Consider the following 21,158-nt stretch of genomic DNA (forward strand, 5'->3'; position numbering starts at 1 on the left):
CCATGGACCGATGCGGAATGGCGGACTACGGCGAGCCAGGGTGGCGACGGCAACCCTCGGCTCCTGCCTGACGGCCCTGACGGCTCTGACGGCGCTCACGACCCTGACCGCGTGCGGCGGCGCGCAGCACGGCGCCGGTTCGGGCGGCGGCAAGGCCGCGCCCACGCGATCGGCCACCACTGTGGACCCGACGCGTATCCCGGGCGTCGGCGACCGATGGCAGCGCCGCATCCCGGCCGAGTCGCGTCAGGTGGTGGCGGTCTACGGCGATGGCAGGAACTCCCCGGACTCCACAGTCGTGCTCTACTCCAAGCGCGGCTCCGCCTGGGACCGCATCCGCAGCTGGCCCGCGCACAACGGCAAGAAGGGCTGGACCACCGACCATCATGAGGGCGACAACCGCAGCCCCGTAGGGGTGTTCACGCTCAGCGACGCGGGCGGCGTGCTGCGGAGCCCCGGGTCCGAGTTGCCGTACACGCGGTCAGCTGCCTTCGCCGCGCCGCGCTGGTGGGCGAAGTCGTACTGGCACGACTTCGACTACGTCATCGCCATCGACTACAACCGTGTCAAGGGCACCCCGCCCAACGACCCGTCCCGCCCAGAGGGCCAGAACAAGGGCGGCAGCATCTGGCTGCACATGGACCACGGCAGCGGCACGTCGGCCTGCGTCAGTCTGTCCGGTTCCGCGATGGAGTACCTGCTGCGCACGCTCGACCCCGATCGGTATCCCGTGGTGGTGATGGGGGACAGGGCCGACCTGAAGCGCCCGCACTGACGCGGTAGGCGTCATTGCGGAGGATGCCCGACTCGCCGTAGAACACCGGCCATGAAGAGACGGATTGCCATGTCCATGCTCGCGGGAGCGACCCTCCTGGCGAGCACACTCCTCGGAGCGAGCCCCGCCCCCGCGGCCCAACCCGCCCCCGCGGCCCAACCCGCCCCCGCGGCCCCCGCCCCCGCGGCCCAACCCGCTGGTGCCGGCGCCGACGCCCCCACCAACGTCCCCGCCGAGTTCGGCTCCGACTGGCACGACCCCCTCACCGCCGCGCCGCCCGTCACCAAACCCTCCGGCAAGTCCTGCCAAGTCACCGTCGCCGAGGCACAGTTCCGCGACTTCACCCCGTACAAGGGCACCTACACACCGCCCGAAGGCTGCGGCAGCCGCTGGAGCAAGGTCGTGCTGCGGATGGACGGCAAGGTCAAGGGACGCCAGTACGACCGGCTCGGCCATCTGCAGGTCGGCGGGGTCGAGGTCTTCCGTACGTCGACCCCCGAGCCGTCACCGGACGGGATCGAGTGGTCCGTCGAGAAGGACGTCACGCGGTACAGCGACACCTTCCGCCGCAGCCAGGACGTCGAGATGCTCATCGGGAACGTCGTCGACGACACCTACACCGGCGTCATCGACGTCAAGGTCACGCTGACGTTCTACGTCGGCCGCCCCGCCGCCGGTACCCCCGATCGCGTGCTCACCCTCAGGGACGGCACGCTCACCACCCCGCGCAACAGCGAACGCATCGTCGCCGAGGTGTACGCGACCGGCTCCGGCGGCGGCTGCGAGGAGTTCTGGTATCTGTCCGCGCCCGAGTCGGCGCCGTATTCCTGCAAGGCCGACGGCGGTCCCTACCGTGAGGTGCAGATCAAGGTCGACGGTCAACTCGCCGGAATCGCCGCGCCGTTCCCGCACGTCTGGACGGGTGGCTGGTCCAACCCCTTCCTCTGGTACGTCACTCCGGGGCCGCGGGCCTTCGACGTCAAGCCGATCGAATACGACCTGACGCCGTTCGCGGGACTCCTCAACGACGGGCGGCCGCACCGCGTCGAGGTCTCCGTCGTCGGAGTTCCGGAGGGGCAGAGCGGCTGGAGCGCGCCCGTGAACGTCCTCGTCCGGCAGGACGCTAAGAGCGCACACGTCACCGGCAGGCTCACCGTGCACAAGGTCGGCGAACTCGCCAACTCCTCGACGTACAGGCCCGGTTCGGAGCACCGGGTGGACACCGAGGGTGGTCACCGGCTGACCGTCGCCGGATACGTCGACACCTCGCACGGCCGGGTGACGACCACCGTGCGCCGCTCGCTCGCGAACAGCTCCGCGCACCGCTGGACCGACGGCGAGAACCTGGATTCCCTCGACGCCACCTGGACGGACGACCAGTCCGTGACCGTTGACGGACGAGGGCCCGCCCGGACGACGCGCACGCAGCGGACGTACACCATGGACGGCTCGATCACGATCGGCGCGGACGACCGGCTGCGCACCGTGCTGACTCTCGGTGACCGCGCCGCGGTCGTGGCGACCGAAGACGGACGGCGGACCGCGTGGACGTGGCTCGACGACACCGTCGAGGGCGACGCCGCATGGACGTTGAACGTGCCACGCGACCAGCGCCACGCGGTCGGCACGACGAGCGAGCGCTTCCGGCTGTACGGATCGGGCGGCCTGGGCGGCTCACGCGGCTCGGGTGGCTGTTACGACCGTTCCGTCACCAGCGTCCAAGGGGTGCTCACCGAGGATCGCCAGGGCTGTTGAGGCGGGTCGGCAGGGGCTGCTCAGGCGAGTTGTGTGCGATGCGTCACGCGGGACGTGATTTACACGGATGCAACGCGGCGGTCTTGTGCGGGACCAACATCACCCCCAAAGTGATCGGCACGGAATGCGCTTTCCGTATGGCAGAAGTCCCCGTCGTCCATTGGGGCTTCTGTGTGCCGCCGTCCCCAAGGAGTTCCCGTGCCGCCGTCCGTACCGTCCCTTCCGCGACGCGTCGCACGCACACTGCGTACCTCTCTCTTCGCGCAGGTCGCCTGCGCGCTCGTGCTCGGAGTCGTCGTCGGGAAGCTGTGGCCCGGATTCGCCGCGGACCTCCAGCCGCTCGGCGACGGTTTCATCCGGCTCATCAAGACGATCATCTCGCCGCTGGTGTTCTGTGTGGTCGTCGTCGGCATCGCCAAGGCCGGTGATCTGAAGGCGTTCGGCCGGATCGGGCTGAAGGCGCTGATCTGGTTCGAGGTCGCGAGCACGCTCGCGCTGGTCATCGGCCTTCTCGCCGCCAACGTGGTCCAGCCCGGCTCCGGGATGAACGTCGATCCGTCCACACTCGACGCCTCGGCGGTCGACGCGAAGACGGGCGGCGGGCAGCTGCCCTCGACGACGGAGTTCGCGCTGGAGGCGATCCCGACCTCGTTCATCGGGGCCTTCGCGGAGAACTCTCTGCTCCAAGTGCTCGTCCTGGCCTGCCTGGTGGGTGCCGCGCTGCTGCATCTCGGTCACACCAAGGTGCCGCAGGTGCTGCCGGCCATCGAACAGGCCCAGGAGATCATCTTCGCGATCGTAGGCTTCGTCATGCGGCTGGCCCCGATCGCGGTGTTCGGCGCGATGGCCGTCCTCATCGGCAACTACGGGCTCGGCGTCATCGAGACGTACGGCAAGCTGATCGTCCTGTGCTACGCCGCCGCTGCGCTCTTCATCGCGCTGCTCGCCGTCGCCCTGAAGGTGGTCACCGGGCTCAGCCTCTGGAAGTTCCTGCGCTACATCCGTGAGGAGATGCTGCTCGCGCTCGGCACCGCCTCCACCGAGTCCGTCCTGCCGCGGGTGATGCAGAAGCTGCGCAAGGCGGGCGCCCGCGACGACGCCGTGGGCCTGGTGCTGCCGACGGGCTACTCCTTCAACCTCGACGGTGCCTCGCTCTACCTGTCCATCGGCACGCTGTTCATCGCCCAGGCCGTGGGTGTGGACCTCAGCCTCAGTCAGCAGATCACCGTGGTTCTGGTGCTGATGCTGACCAGCAAGGGCATGGCGGGCATCCCCGGCTCGGCCTTCCTCGCCCTGTCCGCGACCGCCTCCTCGCTGGGCGCCATCCCGGCCGGAGCCGTCGCTCTCCTCCTCGGCGTGGACCGCATCATGGACTCGATGCGCGTCGTCACCAACCTGCTCGGCAACTGCGTCGCCGTCTTCGCGGTCTCCCGCTGGGAAGGGGCTCTCGACAAGGAGCGGGCGAAGAAGGTGCTGGACGGCGAGATCGTGGTCGAGCTGGACGACGAGGAGCCGCAGAAGGCCCGGCCTGGGACGCCAGGGAAGTCAGGGACGCCACAGACGCCAGAGACGCCGGCGACCTCCCGAGCTGAGGCTCCGGGGCCCGAAGCCCCTGTTGCCGTGCCGGCCCAGGGCGCAAAGGAGACGGCTTCCGGGGCCGGCTGAGCCCACCCATCGCCATGGCCGCGGCCACCACTCCAGCAGCTGGAGCGGTGGCCGCGGCCATTTCACGTGCCCTCTCGGCAGGGCCGCTCAACACCGCCGGTCGGCAGCCCCGTCGATCAGTGTGTCGAGCAACTCGCCCAACACCTCTCGCTGTTCGACCGTCAGCGGCGCCAGGATCTCCTGCGCGGCCGACCGGCGCGCACCGTGCAGTTCCCGCAGGGCCTTACGCCCGTCGTCGGTGAGTTCGATCCGGATCACCCGCCGGTTGGTCGGATCGGGCGCCCGCCGGACCTTCCCGCTCGCCTCCAGCCCGTCGACCAGCGTCGTCACCGCGCGCGGGACCACCTCCAGGCGCTCGGCGAGATCGGCCATCCGGGGTGGCGAGTCGTAGTGCGCGAGCGTGCGCAGAAGTCGGGACTGGGCCGGGGTGACGCCCAGGCCGCACTCGTGCAGGTGGCGTTTCTGGATCCGGTGCACCCGGCGGGTGAAGCGCAGCAGCTGCTCGGCGAGCGGGCCGTCGGGATCGGGGGTGGTCATGCGGGAACAATATCAGGACTACATTCATTGTGAGCATAGGTAACAATGAGCTAAGCTCCGTCAGTCCGCATCGCCACACCTCCCGTAGGAGCCCATGCATCCCGAGAACGAACCCACCCGGACGCCACTCGCCGAGCAGCCGGAACAGCCACGGCAGGTGCGCCGCATCCTGAAGCTCTTCCGTCCCTACCGCGGCCGCCTGGCCGTCGTAGGCCTCCTGGTCGGCGCGTCGTCGCTGGTCGGCGTCGCCACACCGTTCCTCCTCAAGGCGATCCTCGACGTCGCCATCCCCCAGGGCCGCACCGGCCTGCTCAGCCTGCTCGCGCTCGGCATGATCCTCAGCGCGGTCCTGACCAGCGTCTTCGGTGTGCTGCAGACCCTGATCTCCACGACGGTCGGCCAGCGCGTCATGCACGACCTGCGCACCGCGGTCTACGGCCGCCTCCAGCGCATGTCCCTCGCCTTCTTCACGCGCACCCGCACCGGCGAGGTCCAGTCCCGCATCGCCAACGACATCGGCGGCATGCAGGCCACCGTCACCTCCACCGCGACCTCCCTGGTCTCCAACCTGACCAGCGTGGTCGCCACGATCATCGCGATGATCGCCCTCGACTGGCGCCTCACCGTCGTCTCGCTGCTCCTGCTGCCGGCCTTCGTCTGGATCAGCCGCCGCGTCGGCAACGAACGCAAGAAGATCACAACCCAGCGCCAGAAGCAGATGGCCGCGATGGCGGCCACGGTCACCGAGTCGCTCTCGGTCAGCGGCATCCTGCTCGGCCGCACGATGGGCCGCTCCGACTCGCTGACCGGCACCTTCGCGGACGAGTCCGAGCGCCTGGTCGACCTCGAGGTGCGGTCGAACATGGCCGGCCGGTGGCGCATGGCCGTCATCACCATCGTCATGGCCGCCATGCCCGCCTTCATCTACTGGACCGCGGGGATGGCCCTCCAGCTCGGCGGCCCGCAGGTCTCGATCGGCACGATCGTCGCGTTCGTCTCGCTCCAGCAGGGCCTCTTCCGCCCGGCGGTCAGCCTGCTGTCCACCGGCGTCCAGATCCAGACCTCGCTCGCGCTGTTCCAGCGCATCTTCGAATACCTCGACCTGCCCATCGACATCACCGAGCGGGAGAACCCGACCCGCCTCGACAGCGTCAAGGGCGAGGTCCGCTTCGAGAACGTCGAGTTCCGGTACGACGGCAAGAGCGGCCCGATCCTGGACGGCATCGACCTCACCGTCCCGGCGGGCGGCAGCCTCGCGGTCGTCGGCCCGACCGGCGCCGGGAAGTCGACGTTCGGCCACCTCGTGCCGCGGCTCTACGACGTGACGGGCGGCCGGGTCACCCTCGACGGGGTCGATGTGCGCGACCTTGACTTCGACACCCTCGCCCGCGCGGTGGGCGTCGTGTCGCAGGAGACGTACCTCTTCCATGCCTCGGTCGCCGACAACCTTCGCTTCGCCAAGCCGGACGCCACCGACGAGGAACTGCACGCGGCGGCGAAGGCGGCCCAGATCCACGACCACATCGCGGGCCTGCCCGACGGCTACGACACGGTCGTCGGTGAGCGCGGCCACCGCTTCTCCGGCGGCGAGAAGCAGCGCCTGGCCATCGCCCGCACCATCCTGCGTGACCCGCCGGTCCTGATTCTCGACGAGGCGACCAGCGCCCTGGACACCCGCACCGAACATGCCGTGCAGGAGGCCATCGACGCCCTGTCCGCCAACCGCACCACGGTGACCATCGCGCATCGCCTGTCCACCGTTCGGGGCGCCGACCAGATCGTGGTGCTCGATGCGGGACGGGTGGCTGAAAGGGGTACCCACGAGGAGCTGCTGGAGCAGGGCGGGCGGTATGCGGGGCTGGTCCGCCGAGACGCCCAACTGGAGCCGACGGGGTGACGTTATGCCGGGTTTGTAAGCATGTGGGGGTTACCGTGCCCGCATGCACTTGAACACTCCGTCACGGAGCACGATTCGACTGACGCGCCGGGGTCGTATCGCCCTCATCGCCGCCGGCGCCGTCGTGGCCGGCACCGCCGTGGCGGTGCCGCTGCTGAGCGTGGACGAGGAGGAGGCGAAGCCCACCACGCTGGTGATCCCGGAGGGATGGCGCGCGAGCCAGGTCTATGCCGCCGTCGACAAGGCGCTCACCCTGCCGGCCGGGACCACGAAGAAGTCCCTCGCGAAGCTCGACCTCAAACTGCCGAACGACGCCGACGGCAATCCCGAGGGCTACCTCTTCCCTGCGACGTATCCACTTGAGCGCGACGGGAAGAAGGCCACGCCGGACTCTCTGCTGTCGGCCATGGTCGACACCGCCACCAAGAAGTTCGGCGGCGCCCCGATCGCCGCCGGCGCGCAGCGCCACGCGATGAACGTCTATCAGACGGTCACCATCGCGAGCATCATCCAGGCCGAGGCCGCCACCAAGCCCGACATGGGCAAGGTGGCCCGGGTCGTCTACAACCGGCTCGAACGCGGGATGCCGCTGCAGATGGACTCCACCATCAATTACGCGCTGAAGCGCTCCACGCTCAGGACCACCGAGGCCGACACGCGGATCGCGAGCCCTTACAACTCGTACCAGCGCATGGGCCTGCCGCCCACGCCGATCGCCAACCCGGGCGAGGAGGCGATGCGCGCCGCGATCAATCCGGCCGCGGGCGACTGGCTCTACTTCGTCACCGTCAAGCCCGGCGACACCCGCTTCACGGCCGACTACTCGGAACACCAGCGCAACGTGGCCGAGTTCAACGCCCAGCAGAAGGAGAAGGCGAGCCCGAAGCCGACGAAGTGAGCCGACGAAGTGAGCCCGACGAAGTGAGCCGACGAAGTGAGCCGACGAAGTGAGTCGACGGGGGTGTGTCGTGGCTGGCGTGGGCGTGCGGCCGGCGCGCGTACACGGGCGGCAGCCGGACTTCTCTTACCCGACTGGATCGTCGCGGTGGACTCCGCTGTCGTCCGCGCTCACCAGCACGCGCCGACAGCCGCTGCCGGTCCCTGGCCTTCTGCATGACGCCGGGCCAGGCGGGTGACGCACCCGCGTTCCCCCAGGTCATGGCCCGCTTACGGGACCCTCGGCCGACCGGACGGCCAGGGACGACACCAGAGGCGGTCCTGGCGGACAAGGCCTACTCATCCCGCGCCATCCGCACCAGCCTGCGGCGCCGCGGCATCCGGGCAGTTAGACCGCCACCATCTACCTGGCCGCGCTCCATCTCGCAGGCATCTTGATCTGGTCCGCACGCTGACGCGAAGTCGCCGTGAGGACAGAATGATCGCGTGCTTCCTCCTCGACTGCTGTGGTGTGATCCTCGGCCCATCCCGCCGTTCAACCGGCAGGAGCCGGTGACGCAGATCGTCCGTGACCCCGGCTTCTACGAGCCCGCTGATGAGGACGACTGCACGGTGTTCTGGTACTTCTGCCAGTCCCATGACCGCGTCTACTGGCAGGAGGCTTGCGGAGAAGGGCCCCATCTCGTGGTCTTGCACTGCAAAGAGCACGGGTCCGAGAACATGTGGCCACAGCCGCGCATGCTGATGTTCCCCGAGGGGTTCGATCCCCTCCTGAGCGACGCGCAACTGGACTGGGTGCGGGCAGAGGACGACGCCGTCCAAGCATGATCCGAAAATGATCCGAAAGAGATGCTCCAGGCCCTGCGACGCGGCGCGGCATGTGAGTGCGGCCTGGCCCATTCGCGACCTCAGTGCCACGGCGTGCCCGCCCGGCTCCGACCGGTGCCTCAGTCGGACGTGCACCGGCGGGAAGGTTGCCCTGGCGGGGCGTCACGCGGGGACCGGCCCGCCGCATCATCAGGGGCGGCTGGCTCGCCCACCCTGCACCGTTCGGCGCCACGGGCCGGCGCGCGACACGCCTGTCGGAGGGCTTCCCCGGCGGGATGCCACGCCGCGGACCCCGATACGCCCGCCCCACCCCGCTACGCCGCCACAGGCTCCTCCGCCAGCAACCGCCTGATGTCCCGTACGGCCGCGCGACCGGCTCGGTTGGCGCCGATCGTGCTGGCGGAGGGGCCGTAGCCGACCAGGTGGATGCGGGGATCGGCGACTGCGCGTGTGTCCTCGACGCGGATGCCTCCGCCCGGCTCGCGCAGGCGGAGGGGGGAGAGATGGTCGATCGCGGCCCGGAAGCCGGTGGCCCACAGGATGACGTCGGCGTCCACGCGGCGCCCGTCGTTCCACTCCACGCCGTCCGGCGTGATCCGGTCGAACATGGGCTGCCGGTCCAGGGTTCCGTCCGCGAGCCCCTGCCGGATGGCGTCGTTGAGAGGTAGACCCGTGACCGAGACGACGCTCTTCGGCGGTAGCCCCTGCCGGACCCGCTCCTCGACGAGCGCGACGGCCGCCCGGCCGAACTCCTCGGTGAAGGGACCCTCGCGGAACACGGGCGGGCGTCGCGTGACCCACGTCGTGGTGGCCGCGTACCGGGCGATCTCCAGCAGGTGCTGGGTTCCGGAGGCGCCGCCTCCCACCACGACGACCCGTTTCCCGGCGAACTCCTGTGGCCCGGGGTAGTGGGCGGTGTGCACCTGCCGTCCCCGGAACGTCTCCTGGCCGGGATAGCGCGGCCAGAACGGCCGGTCCCAGGTGCCGGTCGCGTTGATCAGCGCCCGCGTCGACCAGGGTCCCGCCGAGCTCTCGACGAGCAGCCGGCCATCCGGGCCCTCGCGTACGGCACGCACGTCGACGGGGCGCCGGACGCGCAGGTCGAAGGTCTGCTCGTAGCGGTCGAAGTACTCGGCGATTACCTCGGACGACGGCCGCTCGGGGTCGGCGTCGGTCAGTTCCATGCCGGGCAACGCGTGCATCCCGTGGACCTTGCCGTACGTCAACGACGCCCACCGGAACTGCCAGGCACCGCCCGGACCGGGGGAGTGGTCGAGCACGACGAAGTCGCTGTCCGGCTCGAAGCCGGTGCGCCGCAGGTGATAGGCGCTGGACAGTCCGGCCTGACCAGCGCCTATGACGACCACGTCGACGAAGTTGACCGCCTCGGCATCATTCACGTTTCCACTAACCGCATCGAGGCCGTGGATCTTCCCGAGGATCCGGAAGGCCCGGAAGGTCCCGGAGACTCGGAGCCCGAGGAGCCCGAGGAGCCCGAGGAGCCCGAGGAGCGCGAGGAGCGCGAGGAGCGCGAGGAGCCCGAGGAGCCCGAGAGATCAGCGCCCGCCCACGACCCGGGAGCTACCGTGGGGGAGACATTCGGCCACTGTCACGAGCCTTCCGAGGGACGGGGCGTGGCGGTCGACGGCGGGAGGTCGCCGTTGAACCGGGTGTCGGTGAAGCCGCCGAAGTCGGCCTTGTCCGGGATGAGCTTCAGGTCGGCGAAGGTGTCGACGATCTCCTGCTCGGAGGTGATGAGCGGCTTGTCGACGGCCACCGCGATCCGGGTGGTGTACGTCCGCTTCACCGCGGCCAGCGCCACGTCCTCGGGCAGCCCGGTGTCCTTCGCCCAGACCTTCGCCCAGTCGTCCTCGTGCGAGTACACCCACTGCTGGGCCCGCCGCAGCCGCTCCAGATAGTCCTTGACGGCGGCGGCCTTCTTCTTGTCCTGCAGCGCGCTCGGCGCCGCCACCTGGAAGGTCAACCCATTGGTGATGCCGTCGCCGGTGGTCAGGACCCGGCCCTGCTTCGCCTTGAGCACCTGCGAGGTGTACGGGTCCCACACCGCCCACGCGTCGACCTTGCCGGAGGTGAACGCGGCCAGCGCGTCGGCGGGCTGGAGGTACTTGACCTTCACGTCGCTCAGGCTCAGCCCGGCCTTCTTGAGGGAGGCGACCAGCTGGTAGTGGGCGGAGGAACCCTGGGCCACGGCGACGGACCTGCCCTTGAGCTGCGCCGTGCCGGACAGCTTCGAGTCGTTCGGGACGAGGATGGTGTCGCCCTTGGACGTGCCGTGCCAGGCCGCCACCACCTTGATCTTCGAGCCCGCACCCGCCGCGAAGACCGGCGGCGTGTTCCCGACACCGCCTATGTCGACGGCGCCTGCGTTGACGGCTTCCAGAAGCGGCGGACCGGAGCTGAAGGTGGACCACTTGATCTTGTAGTCGAGGTTCTCCAGCTCTCCGGCGGCGCGCAGGATCGCCTCCGAGCCGCCCTTCTGGTCACCGACGTTGAGGGTGAGCGAGCCCTGGCCGTCGGTGTCGGACCCCGCGCCGGCGGACGAGTTCCCGCCACAGGCCGTGAGCAGGAGCGCGAGGGGGAGGAGAAGCGCGGCGGGGACGAGACGTCGTCGCATGATGGTTCCGTTCCGGGGTGGTTGGTTCAGGCGGCTTCGGCGGCGGTGTCGACACCGAGTCGCTCCAGGAGTCCGGCGCGCAGTTCCGCGAACCGGGGGTCGGTGATGCCGCGGGGCCGGTCGAGGTCGATGCGCTGTTCGTGCGCGATCACCCCGTCGTCCATCACGAGGACGCGGTCGGCGAGGAGCACGGCCTCCTCCACGTCGTGCGTGACGAGCAGCACCGCGCAGCTGCGCCGCTGCCACAACTCACCGACCAGGCGCTGGGCCTTGATCCGGGTGAGCGCGTCGAGCGCACCGAACGGCTCGTCGAGCAGCAACAGATCCGGCTCGCGGACCAACGCCCGTGCGAGGGAAGCCCGTTGGGACTCGCCCCCGGAGAGGGTCTTGGGCCAGGCGTCCGTACGGTGGTCCAGACCGACCTCCTTCAGCGCCTGCTCGGCGACGGCACGACCGGGCTTGCCCGGCAGGCCGAGCAGCACGTTGCGCCACACTTTCTTCCAGGGCATCAGTCGCGGCGCCTGGAAGGCGACGGCCTTGCGGCGAGGGACCAGGACGGTGCCCTCGATGTCGTGGTCGAGGCCGGCGAGGATGCGCAGCAGTGTGGACTTGCCGCAGCCGCTGCGGCCGAGGAGAGCGACGAACTCGCCGGAGAGGACGTCCAGTTGGAGGTCGTCGATGACGGTGCGCCCGTCGAAGGAGCGGGTCAGCCCCTCGACGTGCACGGCCGGGGTGGCTTGCGCGGTGGCCTGCACGGCCTGGGTGGTCGGCGCGGCCCCGGTGGCCGTGGGGCTCACCGGCCGGTGAACGTCGGTCGCCATTGCAGCAGCAGCCTTTCGAGGGAGCGGACGATGAAGTCGGCGAGCAGGCCGAGGAAGGCGTAGACGACCAGGCAGACCACGATCACGTCGGTCCGCAGGAAGTCACGTGCCTGCACCATGAGGAACCCGATGCCGGAGTCGGCGTTGACCTGCTCGGCGAAGACGAGGGCGAGCCAGGCGATGCCGAGCGAGTAGCGCAGGCCGGTCAGGGCACCCGGCAGCGCACCGGGCAGTACGACGTGCCGTACGAGCCCCCACCTGGACAGCCCGAGGGACTCCCCGGCCTCGATCAACTGGGCGTCCACACCACGGATTCCGGCGTACACATTGAGGTAGAGCGGGAACGTCACGCCGAGCGTGATGATGGCGACCTTCGGCGCCTCGCCGATGCCGAACCAGATGATGAACAGCGGGATGAGCCCGACGAAGGGCACGGTCCGCAGCATCTGCACGGGCGCGTCGACGAGGTCCTCACCGACCCTGAACAGCCCGGACAGCAGGGCGAGTCCGGTACCGACGACCGTGCCGAGGAGCAGCCCGAGCGCGACGCGCTGCAGCGAGGTGCCCATGGCGGACGGCAGCGATCCGTCGGCGATCAGATCACCCCCGACCTGCGCGATACGGCCGGGCGAGGCGAGCACGTCCGCGGTCAACACACCGGTGCTGCTGAGGAGTTGCCAGAGGGCGAGCAGCAGCAGCGGTCCGGTGGTGCGACGCAGCCAGCGAGGCACACGGGTGCGGCGGGAGGAGGTGGGGACGAGGGGGACGAGGTCGGGCGAGGGGCCCTCGGTGGTGCTGGATAGGTCGGCTGTATCCGAAATATCGGATTTCAGCGGGCCGGGCGGGGCATGGCTGATGGTCATGATGCTCCAGGGGAGGAGAACGGCAGGTGAGGAGACGCGCCGTGCCGCGGTCCCGCCGCGCCGGATGCCGGTCAGGCCATCAACCGGTCAGGGCATCAACCGGTCAGGGCATCAACCGATCAGGACATCTGGCGTGCGGGCAGGGGGATGTGCAGGCGCGAGGAACGCGGAGGGAAGTGAGGAAAGGGCGTCAGCAGCCGCGGCGACACGCGGCGGAGGCCACCCGCAGCAGGTCGATGTGACCGCGCGTGGTGAGCAGGGCTGAACGCAACATGCCGCTGAAAGTAGCCAGATGGCGTCGTGACGGTCAACGGTGTCTCGCGAAGTGGACCTCGGGTATCACGGCCCGGCCGTCACTCAGCCGCCCCCGCACGTGTCCTCGCGCGTGAACTCCGGTGGATGGGCGAGGATGGAGAACATGTCAGACGCCTTCACCACCCGAGTTCTGAACGTCGCCTCCGGCTCCTCGGAGCGGGTCGTGGATGTCACCCGCGAATGCGAGGCCTTCCTGCGGGACGTGGCCCCGGGCCGCGACGGCCTGCTGAACATCTTCGTGCCGCACGCCACAGCCGGTATCGCGATCATCGAGACGGGCGCCGGCAGCGACGACGACCTCCTGGCCGCCCTGCACACCCTGCTCCCCGCCGACGACCGCTGGCAGCACCGCCACGGCAGTCCCGGCCACGGCCGCGACCACGTCCTCCCGGCCATCGTCCCGCCGCATGCGACGCTGCCGGTGCTGAACGGGCAACTGGAGCTCGGGACGTGGCAGTCGGTGTGTCTCGTGGATACGAATAGGGATAATCCGAGCCGTCAGGTGCGATTGAGCTTCATGGGGTGAACCGAACGGGACTGTCCTGGCGACCGTCTGCCCGCTTGTCGGCGGGCGGGGCTCGGGCCCTCCTCGTAACGGCCGCAGCCCTCCGCGACCAGGCGCTTGCCCATGGCGGTGATCAGCGGGTCGCGGCGGCAGATCTGGAAGGAACCGGCGCCCGGGAGCGCCTCGTACTCGGGCCGGGGCTGGGGCCGGGGGTCGGAGCCTCCGCCGCCGCCCGGCTTGCCCCGCAGGCGGTCCGCGATTCGGGAGCGCATGACGTCCATCGGGAGCCGCGCGGGTCCTGCTTGCCCGGCTCCCACTCCTCGTGGCCGATGACGGAACGTTCGCTCCAGCCGTGGTGGCGGCAGATCGCGGCCGAGACCTTCTCGATGACCAATCACAAGAGGGTGTTGTCCCACCAGCGGTAGGGACGCTTCTGCACGTCGAAGGGGATCTTCAGGTAGGCCTCGCCCTCGTGGTACGGCTTCTCCTCGCAGCAGTGCACGGGCTTGTTGGTCCTGCGGTCGGTGACCCACCGGCCGGTGACGAACTCCGGCGCGTCGCGCGGGGCGTCGGCGGAGTCCCCCAAGGTCGGCCGGACGGCGCGGCGTGTGACGGCCCTCGTGGTCGGGACTGCCGTCGCCCTTGCGGTGGGGATGGTCTGGCTGCAGGAAGGGGAGGTGTCACCCGGTGAGGCCACGACGGTGTCGGTTCCGCCCCCGGGCTGTCGTGGACAGGCCTGCGAGGGCGGAGATCCGCAGAGCATGGCCTGCGGGCGGGATGCGCGCACGCTGGCCGGCTGGCGCACCCGCGCGGGAGCCGGGCTCGAGATCAGGTTCAGCGCGCGATGCGATGCGGCCTGGACGCGGATCTGGCAGACCCGGGTCGGCGATCGCGTCGAGATCACCGCACCCGGAAGCCCGCCCCAACGGGCCGCCGTCGCCGACAAGTTCGACGCCAGGGGGTACCTCTTCACGCAGATGGTCCCGGCACGACAGCTCTCGGCGCTGCACGCCTGACTCATGCCCGCGTCCGGTGACGCGCGCGAGTGCGTCGCGCCTTAGGGCCTCGCTCAGCGGCTGGCGGCGAGTGCCGAGAGGACGGCGCGGGTGAGGCGGGCGACGTAGGCGTCGTCGGTGGGTCCGCCGACCGCGAGCATCCTGAAGTACAACGGGGCGCCGAACAGGTCGACGGCCAAGCCCATGTCGATGTCGGCCGGCAGCTCTCCGCGGTCGATCGCCTGGTGCAGCACCGTCGCCACCGCGGCGCGCCGGGGGGCGAGGACCGCCTCGTGGAGCGCGGCGCTCAGCGAGGGGTTGCGGGCCGACTCGGCAACCAGGTCGGGGACGATCCGGCCGACGAGTGGATGGCGGAGGTCGGCCATGGTGTCCCGGACGAACCGTTCGACGTCGTCGGGCAGTGATCCGGAGTCGGCCGTCGCGGGGAGGTGTTCGGCGGCGGCCTCGGAGACCAGCTCCACGACCATCGCCTCCTTGGAGGGCCAGCGGCGGTAGAGGGCCGCCTTGCCGACGCGGGCCCGGCGGGTCACGGCCTCCATCGACATCCGGGCGAACCCGGTCTGGGCGAGCTCCTCGAACACCGCGCGCCTGATCGTCTCGGTCACGGACTCCCGCAGGACCGCGGAGCCCGTGGGCCTGCGGTCGACGTCGTCACGGCTGGTCGATTCCACTGCGGGAGATTAACACCGAACGGAACGGTTGCGTTCCGTCCGGGCCGGGTGTACGTTCCGGCGCGAGACGGAACGGCCCTGTTCCGTTCCATCTCGAAAGGGGTCCCGATGAAGTTCCTCTTCGACGACGCGGCGTTCTCCTTCCAGGCGCTGCGCACGGCCGGGCACGCCGCTTACGCGGGCGCCGATCTCGGCGAGGTCCTGGCCGCCTGCCGCAACATCCCCGACGGCGACGAGGAGGCCTGGTGCCGGGGGTGGACCGCCGTCGCCGAACGCCTCCACCGTGTCGGTGCCGAGGCACTCGCCGCCGGCCACCGGGTCAGCGCCCGCGAGTCCCTCCTGCGGGCCTCGAACTACTACCGCACCGCCGACTTCTTCCGCGTCGAGGACCGGGACGCCGACCTCGAGTCGGCCCGCCTCGCCCGGTGCTCGCGGCAGACCTTCGCGCAGGCGGCACAGCTGTTCGACACTCCGGTCGTACCCCTGCGGATCCCCTACGAGGACACCACCCTCCCGGGATACCTGTTCCTCGTCGACGGCACGGGCCGCAGCCGGCCCACCGTCATCCACCACGGCGGATACGACTCCACCCTGGAGGAGCTGTACTTCATGGCGGCCGGCGGGGCACTGCGCCGCGGCTACCACGTCCTCGCCTTCGAAGGCCCCGGCCAGCAGTCCGTCCGGCGGGAGCAGGGACTGGTCTTCCGGCCGGACTGGGAACACGTGGTCACGCCCGTGGTGGACCACGCCCTGACCCGCCCGGAGGTGGACCCTGAGAGGCTTGTGCTGTTCGGCACCAGCTTCGGCGGACTGCTGGCCGCCCGCGCCACGGCCTTCGAGGACCGCTTCGCCGCGTGCGTCCTGCACAACGGGGTCTACGACTTCTACGAGGTCCCCCTTCGCGGCATTCCGCCCTACCTGGGCGAGTGGGTGACGGACGGCCGGGACGACGTGGCCGGGCCCGCGCTGGCCGTCAGCATGGCCCAGAGCACCCAGGCGCGCTGGTTCCTGCGGCACGGCATGTGGGTCTTCGGGGCCAAGACGCCCCCCGAGGCGCTGCGCGCCTGCGCGCCGTACAACCTCGACACCGCGGCCGCGCACATCACCTGCCCCACGCTCGTCCTCGACGCGGAGAACGACCTGGCCTTTCACGGCGAGGCCCGGCGGGTGCACGAGGCGCTGCGCTGCGCGAAGGAGCTGATGCTGTTCACCGTCGCCGAAGGGGCCGGCGAACACTGTCAGGAGGGCGCGGCACTCCGCTTTCACCAGCGGGTCTTCGACTGGCTCGACGAACGTCTGGCCCGCGCATGACCGTTGGGGCGGACACCCGGTCGGCCACGGCGGACGGCACCCGCCGCCGGGCCCGCACCGTCCTGGCCTTGCTGGCGCTCTTCATCGTCGTCAACGCCGCTGACAAGGCCGTCCTCGGCCTGACCGCGGGCCCCATCAAGGACGACCTCGGGCTCTCCGCCACCGAGTTCGGCGTCATCGCCAGCAGCTTCTACCTCCTGTTCAGCCTCTCGGCCGTCTCGGTCGGCTTCCTGGGCGACCGCATCCGCCCCCGGCCCCTGCTCGCCGTGCTCGCCCTCGTCTGGGCGGCGGCGCAACTGCCGATCCTCCTCCCCGCCACAGGATTCGGAGCCCTCGTCGCCACCCGGGTCGTGCTCGGTGCGGGTGAGGGGCCGGGCTTCCCGCTGGCCAACTACACGGCGTTCACCTGGTTTCCGGAGAAGCGGCGCGCGCTGCCCTCGGCCGTCGTGGTCGCGGGCGGCGCGGGGGGCACCGTCCTGGCCGCCCCGCTGGTCGTCCTGGTCACCAACACCCTCGGCTGGCGGGCCGCGTTCGGCCTGCTCGGGGCCGCCGGCGTGGTGTGGACCCTGGTCTGGCTGCGGGTCGGCGGCGGCGGGCCGTACGCCGCACACCTGGGCCCCGGACCGGCAGACGACGAACCGTCGGCAGGGGGCGTCCCGACGGTCTCCGCCGACGGGGCGCGCCCCACGGTCCCCTTCCGGCGCATCGTCACAACGGGCACCTGGCTCGGGGCCACTTTCTCCACCTTCGCGGTCATGTGGACGCTCTCCCTGGGTTTCGCCTGGCTGCCGCTCTTCCTGGAGGACCAGGTGGGCTTCAGCGACGCGGAGATCAGCGGGATCGTCGGGCTGCCGGCCCTGTCCATGGCCGTCCTGGTCCTCACCGCGGGAGCCGTCGCGCACCGGCTGCTGCGGAGAGGGGTGACCGCCCGGGTCGCGCAGGGACTGATCGGCGCGCTGCTGCCGCTTCTCGCCGGCATGTGTCTGCTACTCGCGACCCGGGCCGGTCCCGCCCCCCTCCTGCTGCCGTTGCTGGTCCTGGCGTTCTCCGCGGGCAACGGACAGACCCCCCTGACCAACGCGGCGATCGCGGACATCTGCCCGGCCGGCCGGCGCAGCGCCGCCCTGGGCCTCTCGTACGCCCTCGCCGCCCTCTCGAGCCTGCTCGCCCCCTATGTCACCGGGCGGATCATCGACGCGGCGCCCACCGAGGCCGCCGGCTACGGTCAGGCCTTCGACCTGGCCGCCTGTCTGCTGATCGCCGGTGCCGTGGTCTCGGCGCTCCTGATCCGACCCGACCGGGACGCCCTCACCTTGCTCGCCGCACACCCGGCGACGTCCAGCGCGTCCGCCGCTTCCAGCGCGTCCGCCGAGTCCAGTGCGGACGCGGAGCCCACAGCGAAGGAGTGACCCCCGATGCCCGTAGACATCGCCGTCGTCCACGGGGCGCGTACCCCGATCGGCCGATACAAGGGCGCACTGAGCTCGACTCCCGCGCACCGGCTGGGCGCCCTCGTGATCCGCGAGGCGGTCGTCGGCGGTGGGCTGGACCTCGGCGCAGTGAGCGAGGTCGTCCTGGGCTGCGTGGGCCAGGTGGGCCCCGACGCGTTCAACGCCCGGCGTGCGTCCCTGGCCGCCGGGCTACCCGTGACGACCCCCGCGTACAACGTCAACAGGCTGTGCGGGTCCGGACTGCAGGCCGTCTGGTCGGCCGCGCAGAGCCTCACCCTCGGCGAGGCAGACGTCGTCGTGGCGGGCGGCAACGAGTCGATGACCCGTCAGCCGCTGCTCGACTACAGCGAACGGGCCCCCGACGAGGTGCCGGGAGAGCCGACCGTGGACGGCACCGTTTCCCTGGTCACCGACCCCTTCGGGTGTTACCCGATGGGTATGACGGGCGAGGTGGTGGCGGACCGGTACGACATCTCGCGGCAGCGCCAGGACGAGTGGGCCGCCGAGAGTCAGCGCCGAGCCGCCGTCGCCGTCCGCGAGGGACGTTTCGACGAGCAGATCGTGCCCGTGGCCACCCCGGGCGGCGTCGTGGAGCGGGACGAACATCCCCGGCCCGGCACGACGGTGGACAAGCTCGCCGGCCTGGCTCCCGTGTTCTCGCAGAACGGCACGATCACCGCCGGGAACTCCGCCGGCATCAACGACGGCGCTGCCGCCGTGCTGCTGATGCGCTCGGCCGATCTCACCCCCGGCGCCGCACCGCTGTGCCGGCTGCGCGACGCGGTCGTCACCGCGCTGGAGCCGGAGATCATGGGCGTCGCCCCGGCCGAGGCGATCCGCAGCCTGCTGCATCGCAACGGCCTCACCCTGGACGCGATCGACGTGATCGAACTCAACGAGGCGTTCGCCGCCCAGGTCCTGGCCGTCATGGACGGACTCAAGCTCGATCCGGACCGCGTCAACCCGAACGGCGGGGCGATCGCCCTCGGCCATCCCATCGGCGCCACGGGAACCGTCCTGTTGCTCAAGGCGGCTCACGAACTGCGCCGCACGGGCGGCCGGTTGGCCGTGATCGCCCTATGCATCGGCGGCGGCCAGGGAATCGCCGCACTGATCGAGAACCCGGACGGGACCCGATGAGCGAGTACGTCTGGCATCCCACGCCGGAGTTCACCGAACACGGCAACATCGCGGCCTTCTGCCGCAAGCACGGCATCGACGGCGGCTACCGCGAACTGCAGAACAGGTCCGTCACCCACCCCCAGTGGTTCTGGGAACGGGCCGCGGCGGACATCGGCATCGTCTGGCACACGCCGCCGAGGCGCGTGTGCGACGACACCGGAGGCATCGCCTCCACCCGCTGGTTCCCGGGAGGACGCACCAACCTCGTGGACTCCTGTCTCCACCGCCACCTACGGCAGGGGCGCGGGCGGGCTCCCGCACTGCGCTGGGAGCGGGAGGACGGCACGAAGGGAGTTCTCACGTACGACGAGGTCGCTGCCCGCAGCGCCCGGGTGGCAGGCGGACTGCGCGCCCTCGGGGTCGCGGAGGGCGACCGGGTGGCCGGGTATCTGCCGGCCGGTCCCGAGGCCTTCGTCCTGCTCTTCGCCTGCGCGCGCATCGGCGCCGTGCTGGTGCCGCTGTTCTCCGGCTTCGGCACCGAGGCGATCGCCGTACGGCTTGTCGACGCCGGGGCGAGGGTCCTGGTCACCGCGGCGGCCGCCACCCGGCACGGCCGCCGGTACGACATGGAGACGGTGGCCCGTACAGCACTGGCAAAGGCCACGTGCGTACGTCATCTCGTCGTCGTTCGCGAAGAGCCGGGCGCCCCGCCGGATCCCTCCGGGCAGAGCCGCCGGAACATGCCATCCGCACCCGTAGGGGCGGGCGCAACGCCCCGTGCGTCGAGGCCCTCCTGGGCAGGCGACGTGTCGCAGGACGAGCCGACCGCCTCGCCGGGGCCCGCGACGACGACCTGGCACCGGCTCTCCGGCGCCGAGCCTGCCGAGACCGTCTCGCTCCCCACCGGCACCCCCTTCCTCCTGCTGCACACGTCGGGCACCACCGGGCGCCCCAAGGGCACGATCCACACCCACGGCGGCTTCCCGGTCCAGGTCGGCAGCGAGACCCGGTACAACCTCGACCTGCGGCCGGACGACGTGGCCTTCTGGGTCACCGACCCCGGCTGGATCATGTTCCCGCTCGTCGCCGTGGGCGCCACCCTCGCCGGCGCCTGCGTCCTGGCGTATCAGGGCACGATCGACCATCCGGACGTCACCCGCCTGTGGCGGCTGCTCGACGACCACGGGGTCACCGTCTTCGGCAGCTCGCCCAGCCTGGCCCGCATGCTGATGGGCCGCGACCCGAAGCATCCGGCGCCGTCCCGGTTGCGCGTCCTCGGCTCCACCGGCGAGCCGTGGACCGAGGAGGCGTGGCGCTGGTACTTCGCCGACTTCGGCGGCAAACGCTGCCCGGTGATCAACATCTGCGGCGGCACCGAGGTCGGCGGATCCCTGCTCGCCTCCGCGCCCACCCTGCCCCAGTCGCCGTGCAGTTTCTCGGGGCCCTGCCTGGGCATCGACGCGGCGATCGAGGACGACCAGGACACAGAGCCGCCCGAAGGACACGTCGGTGAACTGGTCGTGCGGCACTCCTGGCCCGGCATGACCCGGGGACTGTGGCGAGCGCGGGAACGCTTCGCCGACACCTACTTCGGCCGGAGGCCGGGCCGCTGGTCCCACGGCGACCTCGTCTCCCGGACCGGTGACGAGTGGTTCGTCCACGGCCGCCTCGACGACATCATCAAGGTCGCCGGCAAACGCCTCGGGCCCGCCGAGGTCGAGGACGCCGTCGTCGGAGACCCGGCCGTCGCCGAGGCAGCCGCAGTCGGGATACCGCACCCCGTCAAGGGCGAGGCCCTGTGGTGCTTCGCGGTCCCGGCGGCCGGGCAGCCCCTCGGCGCACCGGAAGCCGAGCGGATCCGCGGACGGGTGGCCCACGCGCTCGGCCCCGCGTTCCGGCCCAGCCGGGTGGTCGCCGTACCGGAGCTGCCCAGGACCCGCAACGGCAAGGTGATGCGGCGGCTCATCCGCAGCCTCGTCACCGGCGAGGCGCTCGGTGACCTGTCCACCCTCGTCAACCCGGCCGGCCTCGACGCGATCCGTACCGCCCTGCAGGAACAGTGAAAGCGGGCAACCCGCCCACGGACCAAGGGAG

At 70.8% G+C, this 21,158-nt stretch carries 20 protein-coding genes and 2 pseudogenes; 13 read left to right on the top strand and 9 right to left on the bottom strand.

Annotated features, from left to right (window positions below):
* The first annotated feature begins 10 nt into the window (after window positions 1–10).
* From OHO27_RS37210 to OHO27_RS37220, 3 genes are all read left to right on the top strand, one after another.
* The gene (locus OHO27_RS37210) at window positions 11–775 is read left to right on the top strand and encodes a hypothetical protein (RefSeq protein WP_328429330.1); all 765 of its coding nucleotides are present in this window, start codon (window positions 11–13) and stop codon (window positions 773–775) included.
* Window positions 776–826: 51 nt separating this feature from the next.
* The gene (locus OHO27_RS37215; RefSeq protein ID WP_328429331.1) at window positions 827–2,530 is read left to right on the top strand and encodes a peptide-N4-asparagine amidase; all 1,704 of its coding nucleotides are present in this window, start codon (window positions 827–829) and stop codon (window positions 2,528–2,530) included.
* Between the two features lie 198 nt (window positions 2,531–2,728).
* Window positions 2,729–4,195 carry a cation:dicarboxylate symporter family transporter gene (locus OHO27_RS37220; protein ID WP_328429332.1) on the top strand — a complete coding sequence of 489 codons (1,467 nt, stop codon included), beginning with the start codon at window positions 2,729–2,731 and terminating at the stop codon, window positions 4,193–4,195.
* An 87-nt stretch (window positions 4,196–4,282) separates the two neighbouring features.
* Here OHO27_RS37220 and OHO27_RS37225 read toward each other — a convergent pair whose 3' ends face one another.
* Window positions 4,283–4,732: a MarR family winged helix-turn-helix transcriptional regulator gene (locus OHO27_RS37225; protein ID WP_328429333.1), complete on the bottom strand. Its 450-nt coding sequence runs from the start codon at window positions 4,730–4,732 to the stop codon at window positions 4,283–4,285.
* Between the two features lie 94 nt (window positions 4,733–4,826).
* Here OHO27_RS37225 and OHO27_RS37230 point away from each other — a divergent pair, with 94 nt between their 5' ends.
* From OHO27_RS37230 to OHO27_RS37245, 4 genes are all read left to right on the top strand, one after another.
* Window positions 4,827–6,629 carry an ABC transporter ATP-binding protein gene (locus OHO27_RS37230; RefSeq protein WP_328429334.1) on the top strand — a complete coding sequence of 601 codons (1,803 nt, stop codon included), beginning with the start codon at window positions 4,827–4,829 and terminating at the stop codon, window positions 6,627–6,629.
* Between the two features lie 43 nt (window positions 6,630–6,672).
* Entirely contained in the window at window positions 6,673–7,527 is an 855-nt protein-coding gene (mltG, locus tag OHO27_RS37235; protein WP_328429335.1) for an endolytic transglycosylase MltG, read from the top strand.
* A gap of 215 nt (window positions 7,528–7,742) precedes the next feature.
* Entirely contained in the window at window positions 7,743–7,964 is a 222-nt protein-coding gene (locus OHO27_RS37240) for a transposase (RefSeq protein WP_443059658.1), read from the top strand.
* Between the two features lie 114 nt (window positions 7,965–8,078).
* Window positions 8,079–8,354, top strand: coding sequence for a hypothetical protein (locus tag OHO27_RS37245; protein WP_328429336.1), 276 nt, complete (start codon window positions 8,079–8,081; stop codon window positions 8,352–8,354).
* Window positions 8,355–8,668: 314 nt separating this feature from the next.
* Here OHO27_RS37245 and OHO27_RS37250 read toward each other — a convergent pair whose 3' ends face one another.
* From OHO27_RS37250 to OHO27_RS43265, 5 genes are all read right to left on the bottom strand, one after another.
* Window positions 8,669–9,754, bottom strand: a complete 1,086-nt coding sequence (locus tag OHO27_RS37250) for an NAD(P)-binding domain-containing protein (protein ID WP_328429337.1) — start codon at window positions 9,752–9,754, stop codon at window positions 8,669–8,671.
* 209 nt (window positions 9,755–9,963) lie between these two features.
* Complete coding sequence (locus OHO27_RS37255; RefSeq protein ID WP_328429338.1) at window positions 9,964–10,989, bottom strand: ABC transporter substrate-binding protein; 1,026 nt, start codon at window positions 10,987–10,989, stop codon at window positions 9,964–9,966.
* Between the two features lie 26 nt (window positions 10,990–11,015).
* On the bottom strand, window positions 11,016–11,810 hold the full coding sequence (locus tag OHO27_RS37260) for an ABC transporter ATP-binding protein (RefSeq protein ID WP_328429339.1): 795 nt from the start codon (window positions 11,808–11,810) through the stop codon (window positions 11,016–11,018).
* Window positions 11,783–12,673: an ABC transporter permease gene (locus tag OHO27_RS37265; RefSeq protein ID WP_328429340.1), complete on the bottom strand. Its 891-nt coding sequence runs from the start codon at window positions 12,671–12,673 to the stop codon at window positions 11,783–11,785. Before OHO27_RS37265 ends, OHO27_RS37260 begins: the two co-directional genes overlap by 28 nt.
* 190 nt (window positions 12,674–12,863) lie before the next feature.
* Window positions 12,864–12,947, bottom strand: a complete 84-nt coding sequence (locus tag OHO27_RS43265; protein WP_349817350.1) for a putative leader peptide — start codon at window positions 12,945–12,947, stop codon at window positions 12,864–12,866.
* Between the two features lie 144 nt (window positions 12,948–13,091).
* Here OHO27_RS43265 and OHO27_RS37270 point away from each other — a divergent pair, with 144 nt between their 5' ends.
* A complete protein-coding gene (locus tag OHO27_RS37270; RefSeq protein ID WP_328429341.1) occupies window positions 13,092–13,514 on the top strand; it encodes a secondary thiamine-phosphate synthase enzyme YjbQ in 423 nt (140 codons plus the stop codon).
* 20 nt (window positions 13,515–13,534) lie between these two features.
* On the opposite strand, the pseudogene OHO27_RS43270 reads toward OHO27_RS37270, so the two are convergent.
* Window positions 13,535–13,887: pseudogene (locus OHO27_RS43270) on the bottom strand (peptidoglycan-binding protein); the annotation flags it as partial.
* A gap of 6 nt (window positions 13,888–13,893) precedes the next feature.
* Window positions 13,894–14,058, bottom strand: a pseudogene (locus OHO27_RS43275) (porin PorA family protein); the annotation flags it as partial.
* Window positions 14,059–14,101: 43 nt separating this feature from the next.
* Between OHO27_RS43275 and OHO27_RS37280 the strand changes: the two are divergent.
* Window positions 14,102–14,509, top strand: coding sequence for a DUF2690 domain-containing protein (locus OHO27_RS37280; protein WP_328429342.1), 408 nt, complete (start codon window positions 14,102–14,104; stop codon window positions 14,507–14,509).
* Window positions 14,510–14,562: 53 nt separating this feature from the next.
* Here OHO27_RS37280 and OHO27_RS37285 read toward each other — a convergent pair whose 3' ends face one another.
* Complete coding sequence (locus OHO27_RS37285; RefSeq protein ID WP_328429343.1) at window positions 14,563–15,180, bottom strand: TetR/AcrR family transcriptional regulator; 618 nt, start codon at window positions 15,178–15,180, stop codon at window positions 14,563–14,565.
* 108 nt (window positions 15,181–15,288) lie between these two features.
* Between OHO27_RS37285 and OHO27_RS37290 the strand changes: the two genes are divergently transcribed.
* From OHO27_RS37290 to OHO27_RS37305, 4 genes are read left to right on the top strand one after another with little or no spacing between them, the layout of a single operon-like run.
* Window positions 15,289–16,491, top strand: coding sequence for an alpha/beta fold hydrolase (locus OHO27_RS37290; RefSeq protein WP_328429344.1), 1,203 nt, complete (start codon window positions 15,289–15,291; stop codon window positions 16,489–16,491).
* Window positions 16,488–17,900 carry an MFS transporter gene (locus OHO27_RS37295; RefSeq protein ID WP_328429345.1) on the top strand — a complete coding sequence of 471 codons (1,413 nt, stop codon included), beginning with the start codon at window positions 16,488–16,490 and terminating at the stop codon, window positions 17,898–17,900. Before OHO27_RS37290 ends, OHO27_RS37295 begins: the two co-directional genes overlap by 4 nt.
* Before the next feature lie 6 nt (window positions 17,901–17,906).
* Complete coding sequence (locus OHO27_RS37300; protein ID WP_328429346.1) at window positions 17,907–19,082, top strand: thiolase family protein; 1,176 nt, start codon at window positions 17,907–17,909, stop codon at window positions 19,080–19,082.
* Window positions 19,079–21,127 (top strand): AMP-binding protein, encoded by a 2,049-nt coding sequence (locus tag OHO27_RS37305; protein ID WP_328429347.1) that lies wholly within the window; start codon window positions 19,079–19,081, stop codon window positions 21,125–21,127. The genes OHO27_RS37300 and OHO27_RS37305 overlap by 4 nt, the downstream gene beginning before the upstream one ends.
* Window positions 21,128–21,158 lie beyond the last annotated feature (31 nt).

Source organism: Streptomyces sp. NBC_00443, from assembly GCF_036014175.1.
In the GTDB taxonomy this organism is placed as follows: domain Bacteria; phylum Actinomycetota; class Actinomycetes; order Streptomycetales; family Streptomycetaceae; genus Streptomyces.

Coding starts and splice junctions, on each gene's coding strand:
- OHO27_RS37210 (WP_328429330.1), top strand. CDS start 11: ATGCGGAATGGCGGACTACGGCGAGCCAGGGTGGCGACGGCAACCCTC.
- OHO27_RS37215 (WP_328429331.1), top strand. CDS start 827: ATGAAGAGACGGATTGCCATGTCCATGCTCGCGGGAGCGACCCTCCTG.
- OHO27_RS37225 (WP_328429333.1), bottom strand. CDS start 4,732: ATGACCACCCCCGATCCCGACGGCCCGCTCGCCGAGCAGCTGCTGCGC.
- OHO27_RS37230 (WP_328429334.1), top strand. CDS start 4,827: ATGCATCCCGAGAACGAACCCACCCGGACGCCACTCGCCGAGCAGCCG.
- mltG (WP_328429335.1), top strand. CDS start 6,673: ATGCACTTGAACACTCCGTCACGGAGCACGATTCGACTGACGCGCCGG.
- OHO27_RS37240 (WP_443059658.1), top strand. CDS start 7,743: ATGACGCCGGGCCAGGCGGGTGACGCACCCGCGTTCCCCCAGGTCATG.
- OHO27_RS37255 (WP_328429338.1), bottom strand. CDS start 10,989: ATGCGACGACGTCTCGTCCCCGCCGCGCTTCTCCTCCCCCTCGCGCTC.
- OHO27_RS37260 (WP_328429339.1), bottom strand. CDS start 11,810: ATGGCGACCGACGTTCACCGGCCGGTGAGCCCCACGGCCACCGGGGCC.
- OHO27_RS37265 (WP_328429340.1), bottom strand. CDS start 12,673: ATGACCATCAGCCATGCCCCGCCCGGCCCGCTGAAATCCGATATTTCG.
- OHO27_RS43265 (WP_349817350.1), bottom strand. CDS start 12,947: ATGTTGCGTTCAGCCCTGCTCACCACGCGCGGTCACATCGACCTGCTG.
- OHO27_RS37270 (WP_328429341.1), top strand. CDS start 13,092: ATGTCAGACGCCTTCACCACCCGAGTTCTGAACGTCGCCTCCGGCTCC.
- OHO27_RS37290 (WP_328429344.1), top strand. CDS start 15,289: ATGAAGTTCCTCTTCGACGACGCGGCGTTCTCCTTCCAGGCGCTGCGC.
- OHO27_RS37295 (WP_328429345.1), top strand. CDS start 16,488: ATGACCGTTGGGGCGGACACCCGGTCGGCCACGGCGGACGGCACCCGC.
- OHO27_RS37300 (WP_328429346.1), top strand. CDS start 17,907: ATGCCCGTAGACATCGCCGTCGTCCACGGGGCGCGTACCCCGATCGGC.
- OHO27_RS37305 (WP_328429347.1), top strand. CDS start 19,079: ATGAGCGAGTACGTCTGGCATCCCACGCCGGAGTTCACCGAACACGGC.